Source organism: Burkholderia sp. DN3021 (assembly GCF_049805555.1).
Classification (GTDB): Bacteria; Pseudomonadota; Gammaproteobacteria; order Burkholderiales; family Burkholderiaceae; genus Burkholderia; species Burkholderia pyrrocinia_C.
In genome coordinates, this window is the sequence record NZ_JBNCAB010000085.1 from 1 (window position 1) to 25,926 (window position 25,926).

Here is a 25,926-nt window from a genome sequence, read left to right on the forward strand (position 1 = left end):
AAGAGCCCGAAAACGCCCACCTCCAACTGCGGACGCACCAGATGGGCCAACACCATCTGCACGGATGCCGAGGCACGCTCGAACGCCTGATTGATGCGCGGCTCGTCCTCGGGGCCGGCGGCCTGCAAATCCGCCTTCAGCATCCTGCCGATTCCGGACAAGGTCTCGGTCACATCCGCCCCCCGGGTGTTGAAACGCTCCAGGAGCTTGTGCAGCGGGTAATGCTTCCTGGCAACGGCCGAGTCCTTGCCGGCCAGATAATTGCGCCCCACTGTTTCCGCGAGCGAGCAGCCTTCGCGGTTGAACAGATAGTCGATGTCATTGAAGCGCTCGGCCTCGAATTCCGGGCCGAACCGCGTACGGCCAAAATCGATGGCCTTCAGGAACACCGCGCCGTCCTCCTTGCGCTGATGCACCAGCAGGTTCTGCATGTGCAGATCGCGATGGGATACCTGGTTGCCGTAGAAAGTCCTCGCCATATCCACCAGCTGCGCCGCCAGGCTTCCGGCCTGCTCCGGAGACAGCGTGGCCAGGCTGGCGTCCAGCTCGCGGCTAACGATGCGCTGCGGGTCGTACTGCGCGACGCGGGCGTAGGCAAATGTGTCGCTGACGCCCGGCGGCGCGGCAATTGGCTGCTGCGTGGAGATATAGTGCTGCAGATCCGGGCGCGATGTCGCATAAACCTCGAGCTGGGCCTCGCGCACGAAGTCCGCTCGACCGACCTCGTCCCGGGCTTGCAACACGCCGGTGCCCGTATGAAAGCGCTTATGCACCCCGCCCGCGCCGAAGTCGCTGTCCACCAGGGACGCCATGCCCGGTGCGGCATCCAGGCGGTCATCCTCCAGCGACGACGCTTGCGCCTTCACGTGCCGGGCATCCAGCGGCGCGCCCAGATGCGCGAGAATCATCTCCCGCGCCTCCGGCGATACTTGCTCGGCCTTCACCACCTGGCCGTTGATGCTGTAGCTGACCTTGTCGCCGCCTTGAATCGGTTCCATCGCGATGGTAAACAGCGTCCGATTGTCGGGCGTGGCCATTCGCGCCAGCTGGTTGAAGGCGTGAAACGAGCGCGCCGGTCCCTGGCAGTCCACCAGCTTGAACAGCGCGTTCAACGCGTCCTGTTTTTTTTCGGCGCGAAACAGATCCTTGAACTGGTCCCACAAACCCATATGCGTGGCGGTTTTCAGATCGCCGCTCATCATGTGCGTCAAACGCTCGTTGCTCAGGGAGAACGCCGGGCGGATGGCGTCAAAGCGAATGGAAGAAGACATCAGCGTTACCTAAATGAAGTTGAGGGAAGGATGTGGCTGGCGTGGATTCCATCACCATGCATCGTTGTGTATTGCGGCCTATGGGTTTCTTGTAGCTCAACGCCTCATTCAAGGCGACAGTAAAAAGGTTCTGTCGCAATAAGGATGCTCAGGCGCGATGATGCGAAGATGAATGGGATTCCTTATGCAACCAGGGAATAGAATTGCTCGGCGGGTGTCTGGTTCTTGCGGTCGCCCTTCATCTGCCCTTTGGCGAGATACTTTGACTGACGAATCTTGATCGGTTGTTCACGGCTGGCGTTGAGGTCCTTGAGCGCCGCCAGGTTCGCCCCGCTTTGGTCGATCGTCACGGTCTCGGGCTCCCCGTTGTGCTCGATCGATTGTTCGAAGTACCGGCGTGCTGCGGCCTTGTCCCGGTGGGCGCGCAGCAGGAAATCAATGGTGTTGCCGGCCTTGTCGACGGGCCGGTAGAGATATTTCCAGGCATCGTTGACCTTGATGTACGTCTCGTCCATCCGCCAGCTTTTTCCCACCGGTCGCTTGCGCCGACGGAACGCCTTTTCCAGCACCGGCAGCAGCTTGATGACCCATCGATGCACCGTCGAGTGATCGACCGACACGCCGCGTTCGGCCATCATCTCCTCGAGGTGACGCAAGCTCAGCGGGTAGGCGACATACCAGCGCACGCACACCAGAATCACGTCGATCGGATAATGCAGGCGCTGGAACACTCGTTTCAGGGGCGCTTTCGTGTCTTGCTGCATCGCTCACTCCGCCTCAATTCCGATCACCCAAGCTTACCAGACCGCCTTACTGCGACAGCACCGTCTGGCGTACCTGCGACTTCGCATCGCCCGTCCCGCGGAAGTGCTCGGCGATCGACACCATGTTGCGCACAAGCCGCTGATCCAGCGGCACACCGTCGCGGCGCGCGCCGTAGTCAAACGCCGTCTTCGCACCTTCCGGACCGAATCGCTTCGACAGCGCGAGCACGAACACCTCGAGCGCGCGGCGGTTTTCCGTGCGGACCTGCTCGGCATAGCACCGCACCGCGCCACAATCCTTGAGCAGCGGGACGCGCGCGGAAAGCGCGAACAACCGCTCCTTCATCCCCAACCGAGCGACAGACATAGCCGGACCGTGCGTGTCGCCGCCGCCGACGACACGCGCGCCGAATCGCGCGCTTGCGTCGAATGCATCAACATTGATCATTCAATCCTCCTTTCGCTACGAGACATTCCGATACGGTGCGCCAACCACGCTGGCCGCCGCGCATGAGCGTCGAGTTGACCGTCGTCCCCGCGGCCCTTCAACGCCGGGCGGCCGGCGCGCAATCCCGCTCGACATGGATGTCGATGCTGAAGACATTCGTCCGGCGTAGCTTTCAGATTCCGCTCAGGCGGCAATGCACATCGTCGAATGCCTGGGCTTTGTTCGGAAGGGGTAGTTGCGCGGCAGCGTGAGGTCGAGTAGTGTTGATTTTCACGCAGTCTTAACCCACCGTTTTCATCTAAATCTGACCCACCCCGAGACAAGTACGGGTATGGCAAGCGCGCACGGGGCGAGGCGCAGATCTCGCGGATCAAGCGTTGCATCGGATCGCGACTGCTGACACGCCGATTCGAATCGCAGCAGCGCGAGGGCATGATCATCGCGAACCTCGTGAACCGGTGGAACAGCTTCGGCAAGGCGGTTTGCGTCAAAACAGCCTAATTGCGGCCGCAACCAACTGAGCGCATACCCTGTCGAACAAAGGCGTTCGAAGTGTGTTTCGTCATTGCAAGATAGAAGGGGAACATTGATCGTGAATGGAATCGATTAGCTTGGCGACGGCGGTGCGCGCCGTCGCCAAGTTGGGTATGGAGCGGATCACGGACGCGCGCCGCCACTGGGCTTGCCGCGCGGCGGATCGCCCCAGCATGCGCCGACGCGATGGGGCAGCGCGACATTCGACGCAGACGACGCGCGCGCGGGCGCTGCCGCGCCGCTGCCGCCCGCGTTGTCGTCCTGCCAGCTCGCGGCGCGCCGCTGCCGCGCAATGTCGTCGCGGCGGGCTCGCTCGAGCGCGTCGATCCGCTCGATGTGCGCGAGCAGTGCGTTGTGCCCCGAGAAGTCGTAGCGCACGTCGATGTGGCGCACGCCGAGACGTTGGAGCTGCCCTTTCGCGCCCGGAAAATCGCGAGGCGTGAAGCGGCGCACGCCGTAGCGGAAGTCCTGGACGAAGCGCGCGACGCCGAGTGGCCCCGCGTACCGGTGCACGAGAGTGACGTCACCGAGCGCGATGCGCAGCGTTACGTCGCCGCACTGATCGGGCCGCCAGTCGATCTGCTCGGACACGCGCAAGTTGTAGTTCGTCAGCGTGCGCGCTTGCGGCGCGCATTGCAGCGTCAGTACCGTTTCGAACGGCTTCGCCCGCGCTTCGCGGTTCACGTCGGTCGGCTGCGCGACGATTCCGATGTGCATCGTCTGCGCGCGTAGCGCGTCGATCTGCTTGCCGAGCGACGCGATCCGCTCGTCGAGCTCAGCCGCCGCCTGCTGTTGCGCGCGCCGCTCGGCGTCACGCCGCGCCTGGGCGACTCGTCGGGCGGCCGCGTCGTCGACGAGCTGCAGGAACGCGTTGGTGAACGGCAGTCGGTAGCCGAGCGTGTCGACTGCCGAGGCGCGTGCCGCGCCGACGCGCACGAACGGCTTCGCCGGGCCATCGACGAACGCCCAGATCGCGCCTTGCGGACCGAACAGCCGATCGTTTGCGTCGTCGCGCGTCGCCGCGCGCTCGAGCGGCCACAGCACGTCGCGTTCCCAGTCGTCCTGCAATGCGCACGACGCCTGCCGCTCGACGTACGCGATCACCGTGTGAAGCGAGCCACCGACGAGGCGCCAGACGAGGTCGCCGCCGACGTCGCGATCGCCCGCGAGCCGCTTGACGTCGCGCAGCGCGTCGTCGGCCGCGCGCATCGCGGACGCCTCGACCGATGGGTCGACGCCGAAGCCGTGAAAATCGGCCGCGAGGCGGTAAGCGGCGCCGGGGCCCGCGAGCGCGTTGGCGGCGAGCGTAGCGACACGCTGCTCGTAGTCGACGAGCGCGTCGCGCAGCGCGGCGTCGCGCTCGAGCGTGAGCCGGCCCTGCGCGGGCGCGCCGCCGAGCGCCTCGCGCAGGGCGCGGCCACCGCTACGCGAGATCGAGCCGAGCGCAGAGCCGAGACTGCCGCCGCTCGCCGCGGGCATTCGCGCGGGCGCGAGCATTTGCGACGCGGTCCGGACGAACCGCAGCCAAGGCGGCAGCGCGTCGTCGCGCACGGATTCGAATTCGTGATTGACGCGCGCGAGCAACGCCGCGAACGGATCGCGGCGATCGGGAATCCGGTCGATCACCGCGCGCCATTGCGCTTGCGTCATCAATCGCTGCTCGCCTTGTGGAAAACGTGCAACGAAGTCGCGCCAGGCATTGATGCGCGTTGCGTGATACCAAGTGTCGAACGCATCGCGATGGAACGCGAACTTCGACCGGTTCGGGACCGCCTGCGCCATCTCGTCGAGGAACGCGTCGATCGCCAGCCGATGGGCGGCCGTCAGCGAGGCGGGAACGCGCACGTCGCGCAGCGCGGGAGGCTGCGCGAGCGTCGCGGCGGCCGGCCAGAAGTCGGCGAGGGTCATGTCGCGCGGCGGCGATGCGTCAGGCAGCGCAAGCAGCCACGCGCCGTCAGGGTCGCGGTACGCGAGCCGTTCGAGCTGCGCCTGCATGGTCGCGATCCGCGCGTGGAGCGCGCCGTCGTCGGGTGCGCTCCACGCGATCTGGTCGATGGTGAGCGCGCCGATGCGCGGCGACAGGCCGTCGCCGAAATCGCGCGCAGTGCTTTCCTCGTGCGTGTCGTACGTGTCCTTCGTGCCGCCCGCGCCATCCGACGGGGGCGCGCCGTCGCGCTGTGGCGCGCGCGCGAGTGCCGGAGCGGGCATCCGCGCAAGCGACTCGCGGTCCGCGCCGCTCCGGCGCGCCTGCATCAGGTTCACGTAGCGGACCAGATTGCTGATGCGCGACGCGGCGTCGCCGTCGTACGCCGCGTGCGCGTTGCTCGCGTTGTCTGGCTCGCCGAAGAACAGCCGGTCGACAGCGGGCTCGATAGAGCGCCGATAGTGCGCGACGTAGCGGCGCTTGAGGTCCGCTTCGAGCCGGCCAACGGGCGTCGCGTCGGCGATCGGGGGGGCGAGTCGCCGCACGAGCCGCCGCTCGTCGTGCCGCTCGACGTCGGCAATCACGCGGCCGATCCGCTCGAGCGTCGCCGCATCGCGCGCGAGCTCGCCCGTAAAGCGAGGATGGGCGGGATAGTCGCGGTGGATCAGCTCGACGGTCCGCATGTCGCCGATGAACGACGCGCTCATCAGCAGCCCGATGGCGGCGCACGCGAAGAGCCACGCGGCGAGTGCGGCGCGCCGCAGTGTCAGACGCGAGCGGCTCGGCCGCTCGACAGGTTGTGATGCATCGCGATCACCCGGCAGCACGCGCGAGAACACGTCGTGCAGGAACAGGCCCGCGTCGCCGGGCGCGCGCGCTGGCGCGGCGTCGAGCCAGTCGGGCAGCGTCAGCGACGGCGCGCCGCCCGTCTGACGGCCGCTCGCGAACAGCAGCCCGCGCAGGTACGGCGTTTCCTGATAGATGTTAGGGCCGAACGCTGCGCGTACGAAAGCGTCGAGCCCAGGCCGCAGGCGCGCGAACTCGTGCGGCAGCATCAGCGTGCGCGGCGACGGCGGCTCACCGTGCGCCGCCGACGCGACGCGCAGCGCCGCGAGCCGGGCGTCGACGCTGTCGAGCGCGTGTGCGACGAACGCGTCCGCATCATGATCGCCGAGATAGCCGAACGCGCGCTCGCGTTGCTCCGGCGCAAGCTGCGCGGCCCAATCTTCGAAGCCGTAGAGCCGGTCGCATTGTGTGACGAGCACGTACACCGGAAAACGCCGCTCGAACAGGCGGATCAGTTGTTCGAGCCGCTCGCGAAGCGCACAGCCGTCGATCGTCAGCGCGTCACGATCCGCTTCGACGAGGCGCGGCGCGTCGATTGCAACGACGACGCCGTCGACGCCGCGGCGCGCCCGCGCGCGGCGGAGTTGCCCGATGAGCGTGTCCCATGCGCGGCGATCGTCGTCGGACGCGCCGGGCTCGGCGAAGCGGCCCGCCAAGTCAAGTACGACTGCGTCATCGAAGCACCACCAGTCGCAGTCTTCGGTAGGCGCAATGCTCTCGTCGTGACGCGTGTGCCGTAGCGGCGACGCGATGCGCGCGCGAGCGAGCGCCGTTGTCTTGCCCGTGCCCGTGCGGCCGATCACGAGATACCACGGCGGCGCGTCGCGCGACCGGCCACGCAAGCCAGGCGCGGGCGCGGCGCGTTCGAGCGCGTCGAGCGACGCGCGCCAGCGCTCGATGACGCGCTTGAGTGGTGCGTAACGATCGCCTGGCAGAGGTTCGGACGCGGTGAGCCGCGCGATCTGTCTGCGCGCGCGCACGGCGCGCAGCGCGCGGCGCGCGAGCCCGAACAACAGCCATCCTGCGAGCCCTGCACAGAACACGGTGGGCGCGCCCCACAGCGGCCACTCGAAATAGAGCGCGGCCGCCCAACTGAGCGCGGCAAGCGAGACGAGCGCGAGGAGCCGCGCGAGCATCATGCAAAGCTTTTTCATTGCAGCCTCGGGAACACCGAATCGATCATCCGCACGATGACGACGTGATAGATCAAACAGAGCGACAACAGGATCGCGAGCGGCAGCCCGAAGTTCAGGCCGGCGCGCGCGATGCGGCGGCGCGCGCGCGCTTTCGCCGCGACGGCGTGCGGACCGGGTCGCGGATACGCGGCGGGAAACGGCGGCTCGCCCGGCGGCACGTGCGCCGACAGCGCGTCGAGCGCACGCAGCCGGATCGCGTCGAGCCCTCGGTCGCCATCGTCGTAGCCATGGCGGCCGCGAAAGCCGAGCTGCAGACACAGTAGATAGACTTCGAGCACGTTTGCCCGCGCACCGTCGAGCGCGTCGAGGCGCTCGAAGAACGCCATGCCCGCGTGCGACGTGTCGAAGTGGCGCTTCTGAAGTAGCCCCAGCGTCCAGCGGTCGGCGTCGTGCCAGCCGCTGTTCAGCAGCACCTCGTCGATCCACGCGCACACTGCGAACAACGCGTCTTCGACGTCGGCTTGGTGCGCGCCCGCGCAGGCCGCGTGATCGCGAGCGCGTTCGATCAGGATGTCGAGCCGCAGCGCGACTTCGGTCGCGTCGCCGTGCGGCGCTTGCGCGAACTGCCGCGCATACGCGACGAGCGGCATCATCGAATCGGACAGCTTCATCATGCGTGCCTCACCGCGATGAGTTCCGCGTGCAGATCGTCCGGCGCGTCAGCCCAGCGCAGCGAGACGCGACCATCGCGCCGGATCGCGTCCCACGGGCGGCCGGTCTGCTCGATCCGGAAGTATCGCACATCGCCGCGGCGCGGCAGGCGCGGGGGCGCCCCAGGCAGCAGGGTCAGCTCGATGCCCGGTAGTGCGAGCGCGGTGAGCTGCGGCATCTCGGCGGTCGCCGCGATCCGACCGCCGATCAGGAAGCGTTGCGCGAGCGTGTCCGGATCGTGCGTGCTGCGGATCGCGACGTAGATCAGATGGCGATCCGCGAATACGCCGGGCGGCAGTTGCGCGAATCGTTGCACGGGCTGCTGCTCGCCGTCGGGCTCGAACGTCGCGACGCAGTCGGGACCGACCGCGATTTCGTCGAGCAGATGGCCGATCAGCGTGTGCGCGCGAGAGAAACACTCGCCGAGGTCGCGATGGTTGTACGGAGGAAGGCCGCCACGCGCGTCGGGCGTTTCGCCGAGCATGTCGAAGCGCTCGGAGAACGCGCTGAGCTCGCCGACGAGTTGTCGTAGCACGCCGTAGGCCGTCCACGGATGCTGCCCGTCGCATTCGGCGAGATGGAACAGCAGCGGGCCGAAGCGGTTCAGCGAGCGCAGTGCGAGCAGGAACGCCGTGTAGCTCGCGTCGAATTCGGCGCGCCGCATCTCGTGCGGGCTCTTGTACTGCTGCAGTTGCCGCGCGCGGCCCGCGAGTTCGTCGCGGATGCCGCGCACCCGGTCGAGCAACACGCGCGAGCCGGACAGCGCGTAGCACGGGGGCGCGAAATCGTCGTCGAGCCGCAGACGCTCGCCGTCGCGCACGATCCGCGCGATCGGGATCGTCTCGTGTCCGGCGAGCGCATCGAGTTCGTGATCGAACACGATCTTCAGCACGTGCTTGAGCGTGCGCACCGGCGCGCCCGGATGGTCCGAAAAAAGGTCCCTGATCTCGTCGGCCGACGGCAGCGTCGCGTAGCGCGTCGTGGCGTCAGGCAGCGCGTCGGGCGCGGCCGCGACCGTCACGTTGTTTGCGCCGTACGCGAGTCGCTTGAGCGCGACGTGCACGCCGAGTGCGCGACCTTCGTCGAGCCACGCGGGATCGAACGCGCGCGCCGCGACCACCGCGTTGCCCGGATACTCGACGTAGCTGCGTTCGGCAAAGAGCAACCGTGCCGAGCGGATCTCGATCACACGGCGGTCGATCGCGGCGTGCGCGAGCGATAGCGCGCCGACGCCCCAGAAATGCGGCGGACCGGATGCGAGCCAAGGTTCGATGCGGAACTGCTGATGCAGTTCGGCCAATTGAAAATGTTGCGGTTGCAGCAGCATCCCCTGATGCCAGTAGACGTTGTCCATGTTGTTCGTTTCGGTTCGTGATGTGTCGCGCGTCATCGCTTGCGCGGCGCGCGGGAGGCGGCGTCGCCATTTTCGTTACTGTTGCCGCCGCCGTTAGCGTTGACATCGGCGCTCGGCAGCGCCAGCGTTTTCGCGCCGCTGTCGAGCGTTGTCCACGCGCGCGCGCCCGGCGGCGGCAGGTTCAGCGGCGCTTCGCGAGCGTCGGTGATGCTTTGCGCGCCGAGCCGCAGCTTCAGCCCGAGCGTTCGCGGCGCGGCGCGATAGGTGGACGAGAACCAGCCGCGCTTGTCGATTTGCAGCGGCACGTCGAAGAGGCGTGCCGCGCGCGGGCCGTCGGCGTCGTAGTAGCCGGCGACGATGCCTACGTAGCGCGCCTGCTGCGCGCGATCGATCGACAGTGCGACGTGCTCGCCGGGCGCGATGACGTAGCGCGTCGTCTGAATGAAGTCCGCCGCGGGCCCGCCCTCCGCGAGGGTCGTGCGCAGCCGGGCCGGATTGTCGGCGAGACGGCGGAATGTCTGTGCGTCCGCGCTTTGGAACACCGCGAGCAGCAACGTGTGCGGTGCGTTCAGGAATTCGTTCAGCCGCGGCGATGCGTCGACGTCGATGCGCAGCGCGTCGGGCGCGTAGTCCCATCGTACGTCGGCGCGCGCCTGTTCTTCGGTGACGCCGCTCGCGCAGCCAGCCAGCGCCGCGAGCGCGGCGAGCACGGCGATGGACGCGCGCGCGGCCCCCGGCATCGAAATGTGTCGTTCGTTCATGCCTTTTCCTCAGCTCATCGCCATCACTTTCTGCTGGCTCGGCTGCAGCACGGCGCCCGTCGCGTTGCCTTCGTTGTGCTTCGTCGGCGTCGTCAGCCGCACGGCTGGATTACCTTCGAACTTCACCTTCGTGCTGCCGGCGGCGAATTCGACCTTGCCCATGATCTTTCCGGACATCGCGCCGCCGGCGGTGCCCGGCTGGTCGCCGTTGGTCATCGGAATCGTCGATTTCTTCGTGAGCGCGGGCATCCCGCAGACGAGCACTTTCGTCGTGATCGACTCGGCCATCATCGGCAGGCCGGTGTTCGGATACGGGATGGGCACCGGGCCGCCCGGCGTGGGAGTCTTGCAGACGTCGACGGGGCTCATGCAGAGGCCGGACGCAGTGGTGACGACAAACATGTTGGAATTCCAAATATAAAGGGAAAATTCAACCGAGATCGATGCGCTCGCCATCGATGCCGACGTGGCGGTCCGCGAGCAGCGCGACGTCGCGCGCATGCAGGTGCGCGCGCTCGTCGACGCGCCAGAGTGCGCGCGTCGCGCGCAAATCGTCGACGCCGCGCACGCGGCGAAAGCAATCGCCGAGCGTGTGGAGCGCGCGGCCGATCGTCGCCGTGAAGCGGCGCGCCACGACGCACACGTCGTGCGCGGCGGCGCCGATCGACTGCGCGTGCGCGTCGAGGCGCGTGGCCCGCACACTCGCGCGATGCGCGTGCAAGTCGAAGCACGGCGCGCCGGCGTCGATCCGCTCGCGCGCAGCGAGCGTGATGCGCGGCGCGTCGATGCGCAGCCCGTCGACGCCGGCTTCGAGCACGACGCCGCCTGGTAATGCGAGCGCGGCTTGCGGCGCGCCTGCGCGCGCGAGCACGGCGAGCACGTACGCGGGAGGCGCATCGCATGCGTCGCCCGCGTGCGCATGCGCGTGGCCCGGCGACCAAATCAGCACGCGATCGCCGACGTCGGGTGCGAGCAGGCAGCCGTCGGCGCGCCGCGCACGGCCGACGCGATCGTCGAGCGTTAGCCAGTCGCCGACACGGCCCGTCACGCAAGACGCACGGAGCGGCGCGTCGTTGGACTGCAATGGCGCGAGGGCACAAGTGGAGGCGCAAGAAGAGGGCATGCGCGACATCGAGGTGCGAGAGTCGTGTGTCATCGTTCGGTCGAACTCCATTGCTCGGCTCGCGCTAACACGGGATCAGCCACACGCGCGCCCGTCTTGCGCGCGCCGTCCCAGCGCACCGCGCGGTCGTCGACGCCGTGCAGGTTCGTGTGCGAGAAATCAGCGTGCGCGCAATCGGCACGCGACAGCGTCGCGTGCGAGAAATCGCAGTAGACGAAGCTGCCGCCCGCCAGCGTCGCGCCCGTGCAATCGGCGTGCGTGAAGAGCGACATCCGCGCGCGCAGCCCGCGTGCGTTCGCCGACGACATCCGCGCGCGCGCGAAATCTGATTCGTCGAACGTTGCGCCGGTGAGGTTCGCGCCCGAGAGCATCGCGCCCGCGAAACGCGCATGACGGCCGCGCGCGCCCGCGAGCGTCGCGCGTTCGAGATCGGCATCGAAGAACATGGTCTGCACGAGCGACGCGCCGCTGAAATCGCTGTCGGCGAGCGCCGCGCCGCTGAAATGCGTCATCGTCAGATCGCAGCGCTCGAAACGTTGGCTGCGCAGATTCGCTTCGACGAAGAGCGCATTCGTCAGGCGCGTGGCGTTGAAGCGTGCGCTCGACAGATCGGCGCGCATTGCGGCGAAACGCTCGAGCTCGGCGCTTGAGAAATCGGTGCGCTCGAAGCGGCAGTCGATAGCTTCGCAACGCAGCAGCTTCGCGCGCGCGCACAGCGCGGCGGAGAAATTGCCGCGCTCGAATGTCGCGCGCGACCACAGCGCGTCGACCAGCGTCGCGCCGACGAATTCGGTGTCCGTCATCGCGAAGGCGTTGCCCGTCGTCGAGCGCAGGTTCGCGTCGCGCAGCGCGACTGCATGCCAGTTCGAATCGCCGAGCGTCGCACCGTCGAGGCGCGCGCCCGTCAGATCGCACTGCTCCCAGCGCGTCGCGTCGAGCAGTGCGGCCGATAGGTTCGCGCCGCGCAGTATCACACGATCGAACGTGCAACCAGACAGGTCTAGGCAAGAAAGATCGGCATTCGAAAGATCGACCCCGGATAGCGTGCGGGTGTCGGCGAGGGCGGCGAGCGCCGCGTGAACGGGAGCGGATAGGGTTGGCATCGAATCAATCAGCGGGAGGCGAGTTCGGGGCGGTTAGGCACGGCGAAGAGCGTTCGCTCGACGTTCGCACCATCGATTTGTGATGGGCCGAGCGCGGCGCCGTAGCAGTCGGCGCCGTACAGGTTGCTCGACTGCAGTTGCGCGCCGTCAAGCCGCGCACGACGCAGCGACGCGCCGAGCAGGTCCGAATTGCGCATGTCCGCGCACGTCAGGTCGGCTTTCGTCAGATCCGCGTGCCGCGCGCGGGAAGACGTCAATTGAGCGCCGCTCGCGATCGCGCGAGCGAAGCTCGCGCGATCGAGCGTCGCCTTGTGCAGATTGGCGTAGCGCAGATCGACGCCGTCCCAGCTCGCGTCGTCGAGCGCCACGTTGCTCAGGACGGCCTGATGGAATGACGTCGACGCGTCGGCGCGCGAGCCGCGCAGCGACGCCGATCGAAGCTGCGTGCGCAGCGCCTGCGCGCCATACCATTCGGCGCCGTCGCACTGCGCGGCCACGAACGTCGCATCTGCCAGCGTCGCGTGCTGGAAATTCGCGCGCGGCACGTGCGCCGACGTAAAATCGGCGGTATCGAGTGCGCAACCGGCGAAGCTCGCGTACACGCCGTCGAGCCGTGCGGCGGCGAGCCCGGTCATCGCACTCGCGTCGAATTGCGCGTGTGCGCAATGGCTGCCGGCAAGCGACGCGTGCGTGAAGTCGCCGCCGGTAAAATCCGAGCGATCGAGGCACGCGCGATCGAGCGCGGCGCCGCGAAACGATGTGCCGGGAGCGGACGCGTCGGCGAAGCTCGCGTCGCGCAGGTCCGCGTTCGAGAAATCGGCACGCGACAGCAGCGCGCGCTCGAACGATGCGCCGGCCAGCCGGCAGTCGGCGAAGCAGGTGTGTTCGATGCGCGCGTCGCGGAAGTCCGCGCGCTCGAGCGCGGCCGCCGACAGGTCCAGGCCGCTCAGGACGAGGCCGGCGAATCCGAGGCCGCGCGCGTGGCGCTCGATCACCTGCTCGGACGTGAGCGGATCCGCGAGCGGCGCATTGCCGGTCGGCGATGCAGCGGGGTGCGTCGAAGCGCGAGCAGGGATGGCGTCGGCGAGCGGTTCGGCGGGCGGGAGCGGGTCGGGCTCGGCGGACGTCGCCGGTTCGTTGGTTGCCGTGCCGGCGGCGGGCGCGCCGAGTCCCGCCGTCAGCGCGGCGACGTCGAGCGGCGTGTCGAGCGCATCGAGCGCGTCCGCGAGTGCGGCGAACTCCGGCCGGTCTCGCGCAGCCGCCTCCATTTGCGCGCGCGACAGGCCGTGTTGCTCGACGAGCGCGCGGATCTGCGTGTCGGCTTGCCGAAGCAGGTCGGCGAATGACGGTGCGTCGTCCGATGTCTGCGAATTCGGCGAAGAGGGCGGCGAAGCATCGCGCTGCTCGCCAGCCGCGGTCGTGGCGTACTGCGCTTGCCATTGCGCGGTCTGCGCGTCGAGCGTGGCTGCGAGCGAGGCGAGCTCGTCCAGGTTCATGTCGGCAGGCGCATCTCGCGGCGGCAGAAGGCGCGCGATGTCGGCTTCGGTCAAGCCGAATTCGGCGAGCAGCGCGTCGGTTTGCACGGCGAGCGCTGCCGCATCCCGCTCGAGCGCTGATAGATCCGGCGCGGGTAGCTCCTCGGGCGATTCCGGGGCCGCCGCCGGCTGCGCATGCGAAGCCGACGGCAAGTTATCGGGGGCGCGACCGGGGTCGGCGCACGCTTCGTCGCCGGCGGTCGACGCCAGCGCGGCCGCGGCGACAGGCGCGAGCATCGCGCCAGACCCACCGTGTTCGGACGCAGGCTGGCCTATATACGCAGCGTCTGGTAACGGCGGTGCGTCTGCGTCTTCCCAGCCGGCGATCACGCGCATGACGTCGTCGCCGTCCTCATCGTCGATCGTGACAAGCGCGCGATACAGGACGATGCCGCACGCCGCGCCGGGGAACAACCAGACCGTTTCCGCCCGCATCGGGCACGCGTCGATGCGCGCGACGCCGGCGACCGAGCGTTCGACGAAGCAGCGCGCCCGCACGCGCGGCAGCGCGCCGGCGATGACTGGCCGGTCCGCATGCAGGTTGACGAGCTCGATGTCCTCGTCGCCGCGCCAGAATCCGGTGATCCGCTGGTCGCGCGGCGCGGTATGGAAATGCTCGGCGCGCGTGCCGGCGGGCAGGTGGGGCCAGCGCGAAGCCAGCCAACGTTCGTCGAACGGCCCGAGATCGCGTGCGCGCTCGGGCGCTGACGACGGCAGCGCGCGAAACTCGGCGAGCGGCGCTGCGGCTCGCGCGTCGACGAGCCGCTCCTTGCACGCCGCGCCGATGCGCGCGCGTACCGCGACCGGCGCGCCCGGGCGGCGTTCGCGTTCCGACGGCGCATACGCGTGGCCATAGACGAGGAATTCGCCTGCCGGCTTCGGCACCCCCTCGTCGAGTGGGGTCTGCGGGTCGAGCCACTGCTGCGCGACTTGCCAGAGCTCGGCCTCGCTCGAGAGATCGCCTGGGCCGACGGGTGTGTGCGCACGCAGCGCAAAGCAGGCCAGCGCGCCGATCGACAGCCGGTCGATTCCTTCGAAGCGCAGCGTCCGGCACAGCAGCGAGAGAGAATCGGGTTTGATGATTTTCATGATGGAATCCGAACGAATGCGTGGGTCAACCGAGCAGGATCAACTTGCTGTCTAACTTCAGCGATGCGCTGCCGTTCAGCTTGACGTTGGTCGCGCGCACGTCGATCGTGCCGTCGCTGCCGAGCTTCAGCAATGCGGAGCCGCAGCCGGCCGCGATCTTGTCTTTGTTGAGCTCGAGGCTCGATTTGCCCGCCTCGATGCCGATCTTCGCGTCGCGCACGTCGAGCTTCGCCTTGCCCTGCGCATGCGCGAGCGTGACGCCTTCGGCCGTCGCGACGAGACGGTTGCCCTTGAAGCTGAACTCCGAGTCGGAGGCGCTCATTCGCGCGGCGCTCAGGTTCTTCACCTGCTTCGCGAGATTTTCCTGAAGTTTGTCGATCTTCAGTCCGACGGCCTTGCGCTTTGCTTTCAGCGCGAAGAGCTTTGCTTCCTTCGCCTTGGTCGCGACCGCCGCGACCGCGTCGGCGGGCGACGATGGCATGGGCACGAGCGCGCTGACGCCGAACGCGTTCTGATGAGTCGACAGCACTTCGTTTTCCGAAATGTCGGCTTCGAGATCAGCGATCTCCTTCAGGCAGGCGTCGAGATCGCAGCGCTGCTTGATCAGGTCCTTGAGGGCCAACTTGGTGGTCGGATCGGCCGCCACCGCGAACAGTAGAGTGTCATGCGCATGCACGTGCGCGTGCTTGGCAGACTCCACGCCCCAGCGGCCGTTGCCGGCGCTCATCGCAACGCCCGCCGCGCCTGGCGCCTTTGCGTCTGTCGACCACGTGAGCCCGTCGACGGTGAGCGACATCCGCGTCGCGTGCGTGAGGTTCTTCGCTGCGAGCGCGATACCGTGCTTGCTGAGCGACAGATCCGCGACGAGCGGCAACGCCTCCTGCAGTTTCGCGACGTTCGCGAGCATCGTGCGCGACGTCGCCATCAGAGCGGTACTGGCGGCGGTCACGCCAGCGAACTGAGCGGCGGATACGCCGAAGCCCGACCACGGCAGATCGGCGACCGCGCCGCCGCCCTTGATGAGCCCCGCAGCGGCGGCGGCGGAACCGGCATTCGCCAGGCCCGAGACGATCATGAACTTGCGCACCGCGCCCTTGAGCTTGTCGAGCTGTTTTTGCACCAGCGCGGATGCGTCCTGCCCGGCGGACAGCCGGATCGCGCCCGTAGCAGACTGCTTGTGCAGAGTCTGCAGCAGCGTCGACGCGCTATCGTTGATCTCGAAGGTCCGGCTGCCGGGCAGCATCCAGCGCAGGTTGCCCTGCAGCGTCGTCAGGAAGTTCGCGCTGACGTCGAGGCTGTTGCGCACGCCGACATAGACGTCGGTATTGCCGCCGATCGACACCGAGCACTTGAGCCCGCCCGAGAAGCTGTATGCGTTGCCGAGCGAGAAATCGAACCTGTTGCCCGACGTGAGGAGCGCGAGGCCTTCGCCTGGCCCGACCGAGCCGAGGCCGATGTGGTTGTTCGGCGCGTGCAGCCACGTCGCCGCACCGCTGCCGTCCTTCATGTAGAGCTGGTTGTGCTCGGTCAGGATCCGGTGCGCGGCGGGGTTGCGGCGCGTGACGACGCTGCGGTGCGACGAGTTGGGAACCGCGCCGATAATCACGGGGCGGTCGGGATCGCCACCTTCGAATGCAATCTTCACTTCGGTGCGCTTCACCAGCGGCAGGTGCATGCCGCGATCCGAGCCCGCGTAGGGCGTGGCCATCCGGATCCGCGCGGAGCCCTTGTTCGCCGGATGCGCGGTGTGCGCGAAGGGAAAGCGCACCTTGTACTGCCCGTGTTCGTCGAGCTCGGCAAGCTTGCCGCCGCCCTCGCCGTCGACGATCGCGCTGACGACGCCTGCCGCGCGTGGCTTCGGCGTCGTGCGCGGCGGCCGGTACTGGACGCCAGCGGGGAGTGCGTCGAATTCGGTGCGATAGACGGGCACGTCCGGCGTCGCGCCGAACGGCTTGTCGAGATCGGGAAACAGCAGGCGCGCCTGCGAGCCGCGATGCGTGACCGCCGTCACCAGATAGCGGCCGTCGAAATCCGCGCGATAGTGGCCCTCGAGCGCGATGAAGCGGCCGGCGCGCAGGCCAGCCGCAGTCGCCTCGCCGGCGAACCGGCGGCCGTCGCAGACGAGCGCCTCGGCGCGCAGCTTCGCGTAGCGCCGGCCTTCGTCCTTCGTATGGAAGTGCTCGTCGCTCGACACCCGTTGGCCGATGCCGTCGCGTGACACGTGCTCGCGCACTTCGAGCGACAGCTCTGCCTTCCGGTGATTGAAGTCGCGCAGCACGACTTCGCGCGGCAGCGGCGTCGCGCGGCACGCGAACGCCTGCACTCGGTCCGATTCGGCGCCCGTGTCGAATTCGTCCACGGGCAGGTAGCGCAGCGCGAGATCGGCGGCGGGGCCGGGCTGATGGCGGCGGTCGTCGACGATCGCGAGCGTCTCGCGCTTGCCGTCGTGCTCGAAGTAGTAGTAGAGGCCTTCCTTCTCCATCCAGCGCGACACGAAATCCAGGTGGCTCTCGTCGTACTGGCAGACGAAGCTGCGCTTGCGGTAGCCGCTACCGTACCGCAGGCGGTAGTCGCGGCTGCCGAACGACGCGGTGCGCAGCACCTGCTTCACGATGTCGGGAATCGTCTGCTCGTTCAGATAGACGTCCGAAATCTTGTACAGCGACAGCTGCCAGAGGCGTGGCACGAGCGTCGCGCGATAGACGGTGAAGCCGCGAATGTCCTTCAGTTGCTCGAACTCGGCGAGCACACCGCTATAGCAGGTCGTGCCGGCTTCGCCGTACGGCGGCAGGATCGTGAGCGTCGCCGCGCGGCTCAGCATCTTCGCGAAATCGATCTGCGGCTGCTTGCTCACGAGCGTGAGCTCGAACCGGTACGGTTGCGAGATCGCGTCGCGGCCGCTCATGTCGACGACGTCGAACGTCGTGGCGTCGTACGCTTCGCTCACGAACGTGAAGCGAAGCAGGTTCGCGCGCGAAGAGCCGTCCGTGCGAGCCGCGCGGGTACCATGTTGATGGGATGAAGACATCGGGAACTCCTGGGCAGCGCAGGGCGTTAGCGCGCGTTGGCAACATCGAACACAGCGGACACATCAAGCGCATCGCCCCCGCCCGGCGCGTCGGCCGAGACGACGAAGCGCCCGTCGGCGTCGACTGCGACGCGGATCGCGGCCGCGGGCGTCTCGTCACCAGCGCACACGAGCACGTGCTGCGCGAGCGCGGGCAGCACGTGTCGCTGTAAGACGAAGTCGACGTTGCGCGCGCCCGATTCGACTTCGGTGCAGCGTGCGGCGATGTGCGCGACGACGGCGTCGTCGTAGACGACGCGCGTCGCGTGCTGCGCGGCCACGCGTGCCGCGATGCGCTCGAGCTTCAGCCGCGTGATGTCGGCAAGCGTGTCGGGCGCGAGCGTCACATACGGAATCTCGGTCATCCGCGCGAGCAGCGCCGGCTTGAAATGGCGCGACAGCGTTGGCCGGATCGCCGCGCGCATCGTGTCTGGATCGGGGTGCGGGTCGCGCGCGGCGAGCTCGGCGACGGCGTGCGCACCGAGGTTCGACGTCAGGAAGATCACCGTGTTCGCGAAATCCACTTCCTTGCCCTCGCCGTCGGACAGCCAGCCCTTGTCAAACACCTGATAGAACAGGTTCAACACGTCCGGGTGGGCCTTCTCGACTTCGTCGAGCAGCACGACCGAGTAGGGCCGCTGGCGCACTGCCTCGGTCAGCATGCCGCCTTCGCCGTAGCCGACGTAGCCGGGCGGCGAGCCGATCAGGCGGCTCGCGTCGTGCCGCTCCTGGAACTCGCTCATGTTGACAACGACGATCGAGCGCTCGTCGCCGAACAGCGCGTCGGCGACTGCGAGCGCGGTCTCGGTCTTGCCGGTGCCGGACGGGCCCGCGAGAAGGAACACGCCGAGCGGCCGGCGCGGATCGTGCACGCCGGCCACGCCCGTTTTCACGGCCTGCGCGATCTGTTCGATCGCGTGATCCTGGCCGCGAATGCGGCGCTTGAGCGTATCGGCGAGCCGCAGCGTCACGTTCGCGCGGTCGCGGCGCAGCTTGCCGGCCGCGATGCCGGTCCAGTCGGCCACGACGTCGGCGATCGCGTCCGCATCGACGTCGATTCGCACGAGCCGCGCGTCGCGCAGCACGTGCTCGAAACGGCGGGTCGCATCGGCGAGCGCGTGCGAGGCGCTCTCGCGCGCGTCGGTGTGCGAGGCAGCGCGGGTTTTCGCATTCGGATTCCGGGTGGCCGGCGCGGGCGGCCCGGCATGCGTGCCCACAGGGGGCACGGCGGCGGCGACGCCGATGTCATTCGTTTCGGCGCCGTCGGCAGTTTCGAGTGCCTCGGTTCCAGCGTCGGTCTCGCCCGCGCCGGCTGCCCCGACGGCGTCCGCGAGCGCCCGGCACGTGCGGCGCGCGTCGACGAGCGCTTGCACCGCTTCGCGCTGCGCCGCCCATGCGTCGCGCAGCGCGACGGTACGTGCGGCCAGCGCGGCCAACTCGCGATCGATCTCCGCGATGCGCGGCGTGTCCGGCGCGCAGCGCTCGGCCAGATCCTGTCGCAGCGCGCGCCGCTCGCGCTCGAGCGCCTGGATCGCGCGCTCGGCGTCCTCGAGCGCCACGGGCTTCGTCTGCTGGCTCACCTTTACGCGTGCGCAGGCGGTGTCGAGCAGGTCGATCGCCTTGTCCGGCAACTGCCGGCCGGTGATGTAGCGCGCCGATAGCTCGGCGGCCGCAACGAGCGCGTCGTCGCGGATCGTCACGCCGTGCGCGTCCTGATAGCGATCCTTCAGGCCGCGCAGGATCATCACCGACGTCGCGACGTCCGGGCTGTCGAGCTTCACCGGCTGAAAGCGTCGCGCGAGCGCCGCGTCCTTCTCAAAGTACTTCTTGTATTCGCTCCACGTGGTGGCGGCGATCGTACGCAGCTCGCCGCGCGCGAGCACAGGCTTCAGCAGGTTTGCCGCGTCGGACGCGCCCGCCGGGCCACCCGCGCCGATCAGCGTGTGCGCCTCGTCGACGAACAGCACGACGGGCGATTGCGACGCGCGGATCTCGGCGATCACACGCTTGAGCCGCTGCTCGAATTCGCCTTTGACGCTCGCGCCAGCCTGCAGCAGCCCGAGATCGAGGCCGAGCAGCGTCGCGTGGCGCAGCGTGGTGGGCACGTCGCCTTCGACGATCCGCAATGCGAGCCCTTCGACGACAGCCGTCTTGCCTACGCCAGGCTCGCCGACGCACACCGGATTGTTCTTGCGCCGCCGCGCGAGGATGTCGACGATCTGGCGGATTTCCGCGTCGCGGCCGAACACCGGATCGATGCGGCCCGCGCGCGCCTTCGCGGTGAAGTCTTCGCAATAGCGGGCGATCGCGCTCGACGCGTCGCGCGCTGCTCCCGCGTCGCCCGAGCGCGATTCGATCGATTGCGCGCACGCGCTCGGAAAGCATGCGACGAGCGCGTCTTTGCGCAGCGCTTGCAGCACGTCGTCGCCGGTGTGCGAAGGCTGCCGCGCGGCGCGCGCGACCGCCGCAGCGAGCACGGCCGCCGAGCGGATGTGCGTGTCGCCGAGCTCGAGCGAAGCGATCAGCCACGCATCCTGCAGTAACGCGAGCAGCGACGGCGCGAACGCGGGGCGACCGCCGCTGCCTGTCGGCCGCGCGTCGAGTGCCGCGTCGGCCTGCCGGCGCAGGCGCGCCGCGTCGGCGCCGCTCGCACGCAGCAGCAGTGCGATGTCGGCCGACGGCTCGTCGCACAGCCGCGCGAGCAGATGCTCGACGGAGACGTCGTCGTGCCGGCGCGCGACGCATGCGCCGACTGCGTTTTCGAGCGCGGTCCGACAATAGGGATTGAGCTGTTCGATCAACGGTTTCAGGTCAACCAGCAGCATGATGGGGTCTCGCTTGATCAAAGAGGGAAGTCGGAAGACGGAATTCGGGCGACGCCGCGCGTGCGGCGCTTGGTTCGCCCAGCCACGCGTCGAACCCGACGCGCGACCATGCGCTGCCACCGCAGCACGCGGGCAGTGCGTCGCGTGCGCGCACGCGGATAGTGACGTCGACGGTGAACGGCCGCGTCAGATAGAGGCGCGTGAGAAAGCGCAGCCGGCGAAACGCTTCGCCACCCGGCATCAGCGCGCGAAACAGCGGGCCGGGCACGTCGCCGAGCACGATGCGCAACCGGGCGTCGTCGTCGCGCATGCGCGTGCCGACGCGCGCATCCACGCCGAGCCGGTGCGCACATGTGCCGACGCGGGTGCGCTGTATGGCCGGGATCGGAAGCCATTGCGGCACGCACGGCTCGATGTCGACCGTCGCGGGCGCGAACGCGTCGGCGAGCAGCGCGCGCAGCCCGACCGCCGAGCGCGGCCGCTGGCTCAGCAGCCCGACGTAGCGCAGCAGCGCGTGCTCGTGCAGGCCCGCGTCGCGCGCGATGCGGGCATCGACGCCCGCGAGCGCGTAGAGCGGACGCAACGCGTCCTCGTCGCGCTCCTCGACGATTCGCAGCGACAGCCGATGCTTGAGCCACGCGTCGAACAGCAGCGGATAGAGCGCGCGATGCAGCACGTCTAGAAAGCCGCGCGCCGCATGGCGGCCCTTGAATGCCTCGTCGATCAGATCTTCGGTGTAGAACGTCGGCAGTGGCGACGACACGCCGTACAGCCCGAAGAAGTTTGCGACGACGCGATAGCCGCCGTCGTCCGCCTTGTCGATGCGCTCGACGTCGGTGTCCGGAAACGACAGCGCGAGATTCGGCCGTGTGTGGATCGGCATCGGCGAGGCGTTCGTGCTCGCGGCGTCGCCGCGCCGTTCGCGCACGATGCGCCGCAGCAGCCGGATCGCCTGGAAATACGCGAAGTGCTTGGCCTCGCCGAGCAGCACGGGTTCTAGAGCAGGCATTGCGCCCCCATCCGTGGCGGCCACGCGAAGCGCTCGCCGTCGGGCGACACGTCGATTTCGACGCGCGTGTACGTGTTGAGCGCCGCATATTCGGCCAAAAAGCGCTCGAGCACGCAGCCGAACAGATACAGCTCACCCGCGCCGCCGAACGCGTGAGCGCGGCAGCGCAGCACGACGTGCTGGCCGCTCAGCATCCGCTCGCCGACGACGTGCGTCTCGGGGCGCACGTCGACCGATTCGATGCCGTCGATGCGGCGGCGGTCGGCTTTTGCACGCGCGTCGTCGCAGCGCTCGCCGGACGCGTGGAGCGCGAGCATCTGCTTCAGGTTGTCGACGTTGCCAAGCGACAGGAAATTCAGCGCGAGGTGGCCGATGGTGCGCCACAGCAGCGGCTCGCCGAGTAGCGGATCGAGCGGCGCGCTCACGGGCGCGATGTTGGCGAACGTGAAGCGCTCGGGCGAGTTGTCGGTCGGGCGGCACACGTCGCCGATCTTCAGGTCCGTGGCCAGCGCACCGTTCGTGCACGACAGGCCGATCGACAGCGTTTCCGTCGCGAGCGCCTCGCCGGTCGGATACGCGAGCGCGAGATGGACGTCGTGCCCGTGCCCGTCGAGCGCCGCGCGACGAATCAGGCGGTAGCTCGGGGCGCTCGCGTCGCCGGCCGCGACGCCTAACGGAACGTAATGCCGGTCGACGGGATGGCCCGGCCGATAGCCGACCACGTGATCGACCGAGTAGATCCGGCAGTGGCCGTGCGCGTCGCCTTCGGGTTGCAGCCGGTAGTCGGTCGCACGATGCTCGTGCTGGATCGGCACCGCCTCGTGCGCGAACAGGTTCACCGCGGCGACGACGTTCAGCCGGAAGCTGTCGCGATCGATGCCGGGCAGCCACTCGGGCGCGCAATCGAGCGTGAGCCACACGCTGAACTGTGCGCCCGAGCGTGCGGCGCGCCAGCGCTCGAGGCCGTTCAGATCGACGAACAGGAATTTCTCCGCGAACGCGAAGTATTCGTGCAGCAGCCGAAAGCCGGGGAATGCGCGCTCGGGGCAGGGCAGCAGTGCGTCGTCGAAGCCAGCCGGCCTCAGCGCGCGACTGCCAAGCGCGCTGCGCGGGCCGGGAAGATCCGGCGGGCCGCAGGCGATGTCGATCGAAACGACGTGCTGCATCATGAACGCGAACAGCCGGCTCGCGTGCAGTCGCTCGCCGCCGACGAACAGGCGAATGCGCGTCGCGTCCCATTCGCTCGCGTCGATGCCGAGCATCTCGAAGTCGAGCCGCAGCGCTGGCCCGCCGTCCGTGGGCGGCACGAATCGGCAGCCGGCGAGCGCGATCGGCTCGACGACGAGATCGCCGCAGGTGCGGAACTGGCAGGCCGTGCCATCGACGGGCATCGATTCAATCTCGGTGCCGGCAGCGATCACTGCGCGCTCGCGCAGCGCGCCGCGCGGCTCGAAAGCGATCAGCGTCGCCGCCGGAACCGGGTGCAGCGAATGCGGAAACAGCAGGTGCGCGAGCTCTTGCACGAGCTCCGGCAGGCCGTCGTCGAGCTTCTGCCGCGTAAGCCCTGTCAGGAACGCGACGCCTTCGAGCAGTCGCTCGACGTCCGGGTCGCCCGATGGCGCGCCCAGCATAGGCGCGAGCAGCGGATGCGCGCGACCGAATTCGGCAGCGAGCTCGCGCAGGCGGGCGAGTTCGTCCTCGTAATAGCGGTTCAGCGTGGTGGTGGCCATGATGGACGCGCGCGAAATCGCGCGCTCAGGAAATGGTTCGGATGTCGATCTTTCCGTTGCCGCTGACGGTCGTCATAAAGCGCGTCGGCACGCTGCGCGTATCGATCACGATCTGCGCGTCGAGACTGAACTCCAGCGTCGTCGCACCGGGTGCGCGCTCGGTGAGCGCGATGCGCGGCGCTTTCAGCCGCGGCTCGTAGCACGCGATCACGCGTTCGATCTGCGCCTCGATTTCGCTGGCGGACCCTTGTGCGAAGCCGCCCGCGAAATTCGTGAAGTCCGGCAAGCCGAAGGCCGGATCGATCGGCACGTGGCCTTGCCTCGTGTTGAGGATGCGGCGAAGGTGATGGATGATCGAGCGCGTGAGCACGTCAGCGGGCGGCGAGCGCTCGCGCCCGCCGCCCGCTTCGCGCGCCGTAATCCGCTCGAGCAGCCGCTGCTCGAGGGCGCGCGCCGGCTCGCGATCAGCCACCGTTCCAGCTTGCTTCGCCCGAGACGCCCGATTCCTTGTGTTCCATCTGGAACCCCTGGTACGCGAACGAAATGTCTTCCATGTGGCCGAGCACGCCGTCGCTGCCTTCCTCGTACGGCTTGCGCGAGTATTCGTCGATGTGGACGACGAGGACGCCCTCAAGCTTGAGCGTGAACTCCAGTTCGGTCACGCCGGTGCCGTCCAGCTTCGGGCGGTAGATCTCCAGCTCGAAGTCGGTGAGCGTCTCGCGCTTGCCGAGCGCCTGCAGGAATTGCGGCGACGACCGGTCCATTTCCTTCGTCAACGTCAACACGCCGCGAGCGTTGGCGCCGGGCGTCATGCCTTCCTGCATCTTGGCTGGCATGTCGTAGTCGTGCTTGAAGGCATAGATGTGGATTTTTCCGTCGTGATTGTCCTGAACGACGGAGCCTTTGATTTCTCCCTGCGTTTTTCCTTTGACCTTCAGATACATTCCGGCCAGCATGGCGGTTTCCTTTTTTTCTTGGCGGCGCGATGCGCCGAGTTGACGGAGATGGCTTCGGCTTCGGTCACGCGTCGCCGGCATCGCGAACGGGATGCCGGCGACGGTTCATCAGGCATCCGAAACTATCGGTGTGAATGGATTATTGGGCGGCGGGGTTTCATTTTCGTTTCGTCGCGACGCGAGATTGTTTCCGATGAAATTCGCGCGACTCACTCGCTAGCGCTTTTCCAGCTTCCCGACGAGCGATAGCGTGAAAAAAGCGCCCATGTATTTGAAGTGCGGCCGCACCTTCATGTCAACGCGATACCAGCCGGGTTCGCCCTCGACGTCCGACACGAGGATCTGCGCCTGTCTCAGCGGGCGGCGGCTGCGCACGCTTTGCGACGGGTTGTCCATGTCGACGACGTATTGGCGGATCCATTGGTTGAGTTCCTGCTCGAGATCGGTGCGCTCTTTCCACGAGCCGATGTTCTCCCGCTGAATTACCTTGATGTAATGGGCGAGCCGGTTGACGACGAAGATGTACGGCAGTTGCGTGCTGAGCCGGTAGTTGAGCTCGGCTTCCTTGCCTTCCTTACTGATGCCGAAGAACTTCGGCTTCTGCGTGGAATTCGCGGAGAAAAATGCGGCGTTGTCGCTGTTCTTGCGCATCGTCAGCGCGATGAAGCCCTGTTCGGCGAGCTCGAACTCGCGGCGCTCGGAAATCAGTACGTCGGTCGGGATCTTGTTCTGGATCTCGCCCATTGCCTCGTACGCATAGAGCGGCAGATCGGAGACCGTGCCGCCGCCCTTTGGGCCGATCACGTTCGCGCACCAGCGATAGTCGGCGAAGCTCGAGGTGAGGCGCGTGGCGAACGCGAACGCGGCGTTGCCCCACAGGAAATCCGCGTCGCCGGCGTCGACGCGCTCGTCGTAGTTGAAGCGCTTGACGGGCGTCGTGTTCGCACCGTACGGCAGCCGCAGCAGGAAGCGCGGCAGCGTGAGGCCGATGTAGCGCGCGTCCTCGCTTTCGCGAAACGCATTCCATTTCGTGAATTGCGGGCCTTCGAACAGCGACGCCAGGTCCTTCACGTTCGGCAGCTTGCCGAACGAATCGATGCCGAAGAACGCGGGGCCCGCCGCCGCGATGAACGGCGTGTGCGCCATCGCCGACGTGCTCGCGACGTATTGCAGCAGCTTGACGTCTGGCGCGCCGGGGCCAAACGTGTAGTTCGCGACGATCGCGCCGATCGGTTGGCCGCCGAACTGTCCGTATTCGGCCGTATAGACCTTCTGGTACAACCCGGATTTTGTGATGTCCGGCGAATCCTCAAAGTCGTCGAGCAACGCCGCCTTACCGACGTCGAGGAATTGGATCTTGACGTTCTCGCGGAAGTCCGTTCGATCGATAAGGAACTTCAGTGAGCGCCACGTCGATTCGAGCTTCTGGAAATCCGCATGATGAAGGATCGCGTCGATCTGCCGGCACAGCTTGCGGTCGATCTCGGCGATCATGTCGTCGATCGTCGCCGGGCTCACGGTCTCGACCGGGCGCTTCGGTTGCGTTAGATGCGCGACGAACGCCTGAATGCCGTGGCGCGTGATCGGATAGGCGTCTTCGTCGCGCTTCACACGCGCGGCCTCGATCAGCTCGGCGAGCAACGATGCGGGCGCGGTGGGCGTCGCGACGTCGGTGCTCGCCGAGCTGATCTCGTCGGCATGCTGCGGGGATTGCTGGTGTTCGCCTTCCATGATGGTGTG

The 25,926-nt window shown here is 67.9% G+C and carries 16 protein-coding genes and 2 pseudogenes; all 18 read right to left on the reverse strand.

Annotated features, from left to right (window positions below; translation table 11 throughout):
* Positions 1-1,271, reverse strand: a pseudogene (locus ACPUER_RS29660) (hypothetical protein); the annotation flags it as partial.
* 182 nt (positions 1,272-1,453) lie between these two features.
* Entirely contained in the window at positions 1,454-2,035 is a 582-nt protein-coding gene (locus tag ACPUER_RS29665; RefSeq protein ID WP_425132834.1) for an IS6 family transposase, read from the reverse strand.
* A gap of 58 nt (positions 2,036-2,093) precedes the next feature.
* Positions 2,094-2,483 (reverse strand): annotated as a pseudogene (locus ACPUER_RS29670) (type III secretion system effector BopA family protein); the annotation flags it as partial.
* Between the two features lie 657 nt (positions 2,484-3,140).
* Positions 3,141-6,926 carry a type VI secretion protein IcmF/TssM N-terminal domain-containing protein gene (locus ACPUER_RS29675; protein WP_425132852.1) on the reverse strand — a complete coding sequence of 1,262 codons (3,786 nt, stop codon included), beginning with the start codon at positions 6,924-6,926 and terminating at the stop codon, positions 3,141-3,143.
* 11 nt (positions 6,927-6,937) lie between these two features.
* Entirely contained in the window at positions 6,938-7,594 is a 657-nt protein-coding gene (locus ACPUER_RS29680; RefSeq protein ID WP_425132853.1) for a DotU family type IV/VI secretion system protein, read from the reverse strand.
* Positions 7,594-8,988, reverse strand: a complete 1,395-nt coding sequence (gene tssK / locus ACPUER_RS29685; RefSeq protein WP_425132835.1) for a type VI secretion system baseplate subunit TssK — start codon at positions 8,986-8,988, stop codon at positions 7,594-7,596. The genes ACPUER_RS29680 and tssK overlap by 1 nt, the downstream gene beginning before the upstream one ends.
* Positions 8,989-9,020: 32 nt before the next feature.
* Positions 9,021-9,749, reverse strand: coding sequence for a type VI secretion system lipoprotein TssJ (gene tssJ, locus ACPUER_RS29690; protein ID WP_425132836.1), 729 nt, complete (start codon positions 9,747-9,749; stop codon positions 9,021-9,023).
* A 9-nt stretch (positions 9,750-9,758) separates the two neighbouring features.
* Entirely contained in the window at positions 9,759-10,151 is a 393-nt protein-coding gene (locus ACPUER_RS29695; protein ID WP_425132837.1) for a DUF4150 domain-containing protein, read from the reverse strand.
* Positions 10,152-10,179: 28 nt separating this feature from the next.
* Positions 10,180-10,905: a DUF3540 domain-containing protein gene (locus ACPUER_RS29700; protein WP_425132838.1), complete on the reverse strand. Its 726-nt coding sequence runs from the start codon at positions 10,903-10,905 to the stop codon at positions 10,180-10,182.
* Entirely contained in the window at positions 10,902-11,975 is a 1,074-nt protein-coding gene (gene tagB-5 / locus ACPUER_RS29705) for a type VI secretion system accessory protein TagB-5 (protein WP_425132839.1), read from the reverse strand. The genes ACPUER_RS29700 and tagB-5 overlap by 4 nt, the downstream gene beginning before the upstream one ends.
* Positions 11,976-11,983: 8 nt before the next feature.
* On the reverse strand, positions 11,984-14,599 hold the full coding sequence (locus tag ACPUER_RS29710; RefSeq protein ID WP_425132840.1) for a type VI secretion system accessory protein TagAB-5: 2,616 nt from the start codon (positions 14,597-14,599) through the stop codon (positions 11,984-11,986).
* 25 nt (positions 14,600-14,624) lie between these two features.
* Complete coding sequence (locus ACPUER_RS29715) at positions 14,625-17,627, reverse strand: type VI secretion system Vgr family protein (RefSeq protein WP_425132841.1); 3,003 nt, start codon at positions 17,625-17,627, stop codon at positions 14,625-14,627.
* A 26-nt stretch (positions 17,628-17,653) separates the two neighbouring features.
* Positions 17,654-20,491: a type VI secretion system ATPase TssH gene (tssH, locus tag ACPUER_RS29720; protein ID WP_425132842.1), complete on the reverse strand. Its 2,838-nt coding sequence runs from the start codon at positions 20,489-20,491 to the stop codon at positions 17,654-17,656.
* Positions 20,478-21,500 (reverse strand): type VI secretion system baseplate subunit TssG, encoded by a 1,023-nt coding sequence (gene tssG / locus ACPUER_RS29725; protein ID WP_425132843.1) that lies wholly within the window; start codon positions 21,498-21,500, stop codon positions 20,478-20,480. Before tssG ends, tssH begins: the two co-directional genes overlap by 14 nt.
* A complete protein-coding gene (tssF, locus tag ACPUER_RS29730; protein ID WP_425132844.1) occupies positions 21,488-23,230 on the reverse strand; it encodes a type VI secretion system baseplate subunit TssF in 1,743 nt (580 codons plus the stop codon). Before tssF ends, tssG begins: the two co-directional genes overlap by 13 nt.
* 25 nt (positions 23,231-23,255) lie before the next feature.
* The gene (gene tssE / locus ACPUER_RS29735) at positions 23,256-23,702 is read right to left on the reverse strand and encodes a type VI secretion system baseplate subunit TssE (RefSeq protein WP_425132845.1); all 447 of its coding nucleotides are present in this window, start codon (positions 23,700-23,702) and stop codon (positions 23,256-23,258) included.
* The gene (gene tssD / locus ACPUER_RS29740) at positions 23,695-24,186 is read right to left on the reverse strand and encodes a type VI secretion system tube protein TssD (protein ID WP_425132846.1); all 492 of its coding nucleotides are present in this window, start codon (positions 24,184-24,186) and stop codon (positions 23,695-23,697) included. Before tssD ends, tssE begins: the two co-directional genes overlap by 8 nt.
* A gap of 216 nt (positions 24,187-24,402) precedes the next feature.
* Positions 24,403-25,917 (reverse strand): type VI secretion system contractile sheath large subunit, encoded by a 1,515-nt coding sequence (tssC, locus tag ACPUER_RS29745; protein WP_425132854.1) that lies wholly within the window; start codon positions 25,915-25,917, stop codon positions 24,403-24,405.
* Between the last annotated feature and the right edge of the window lie 9 nt (positions 25,918-25,926).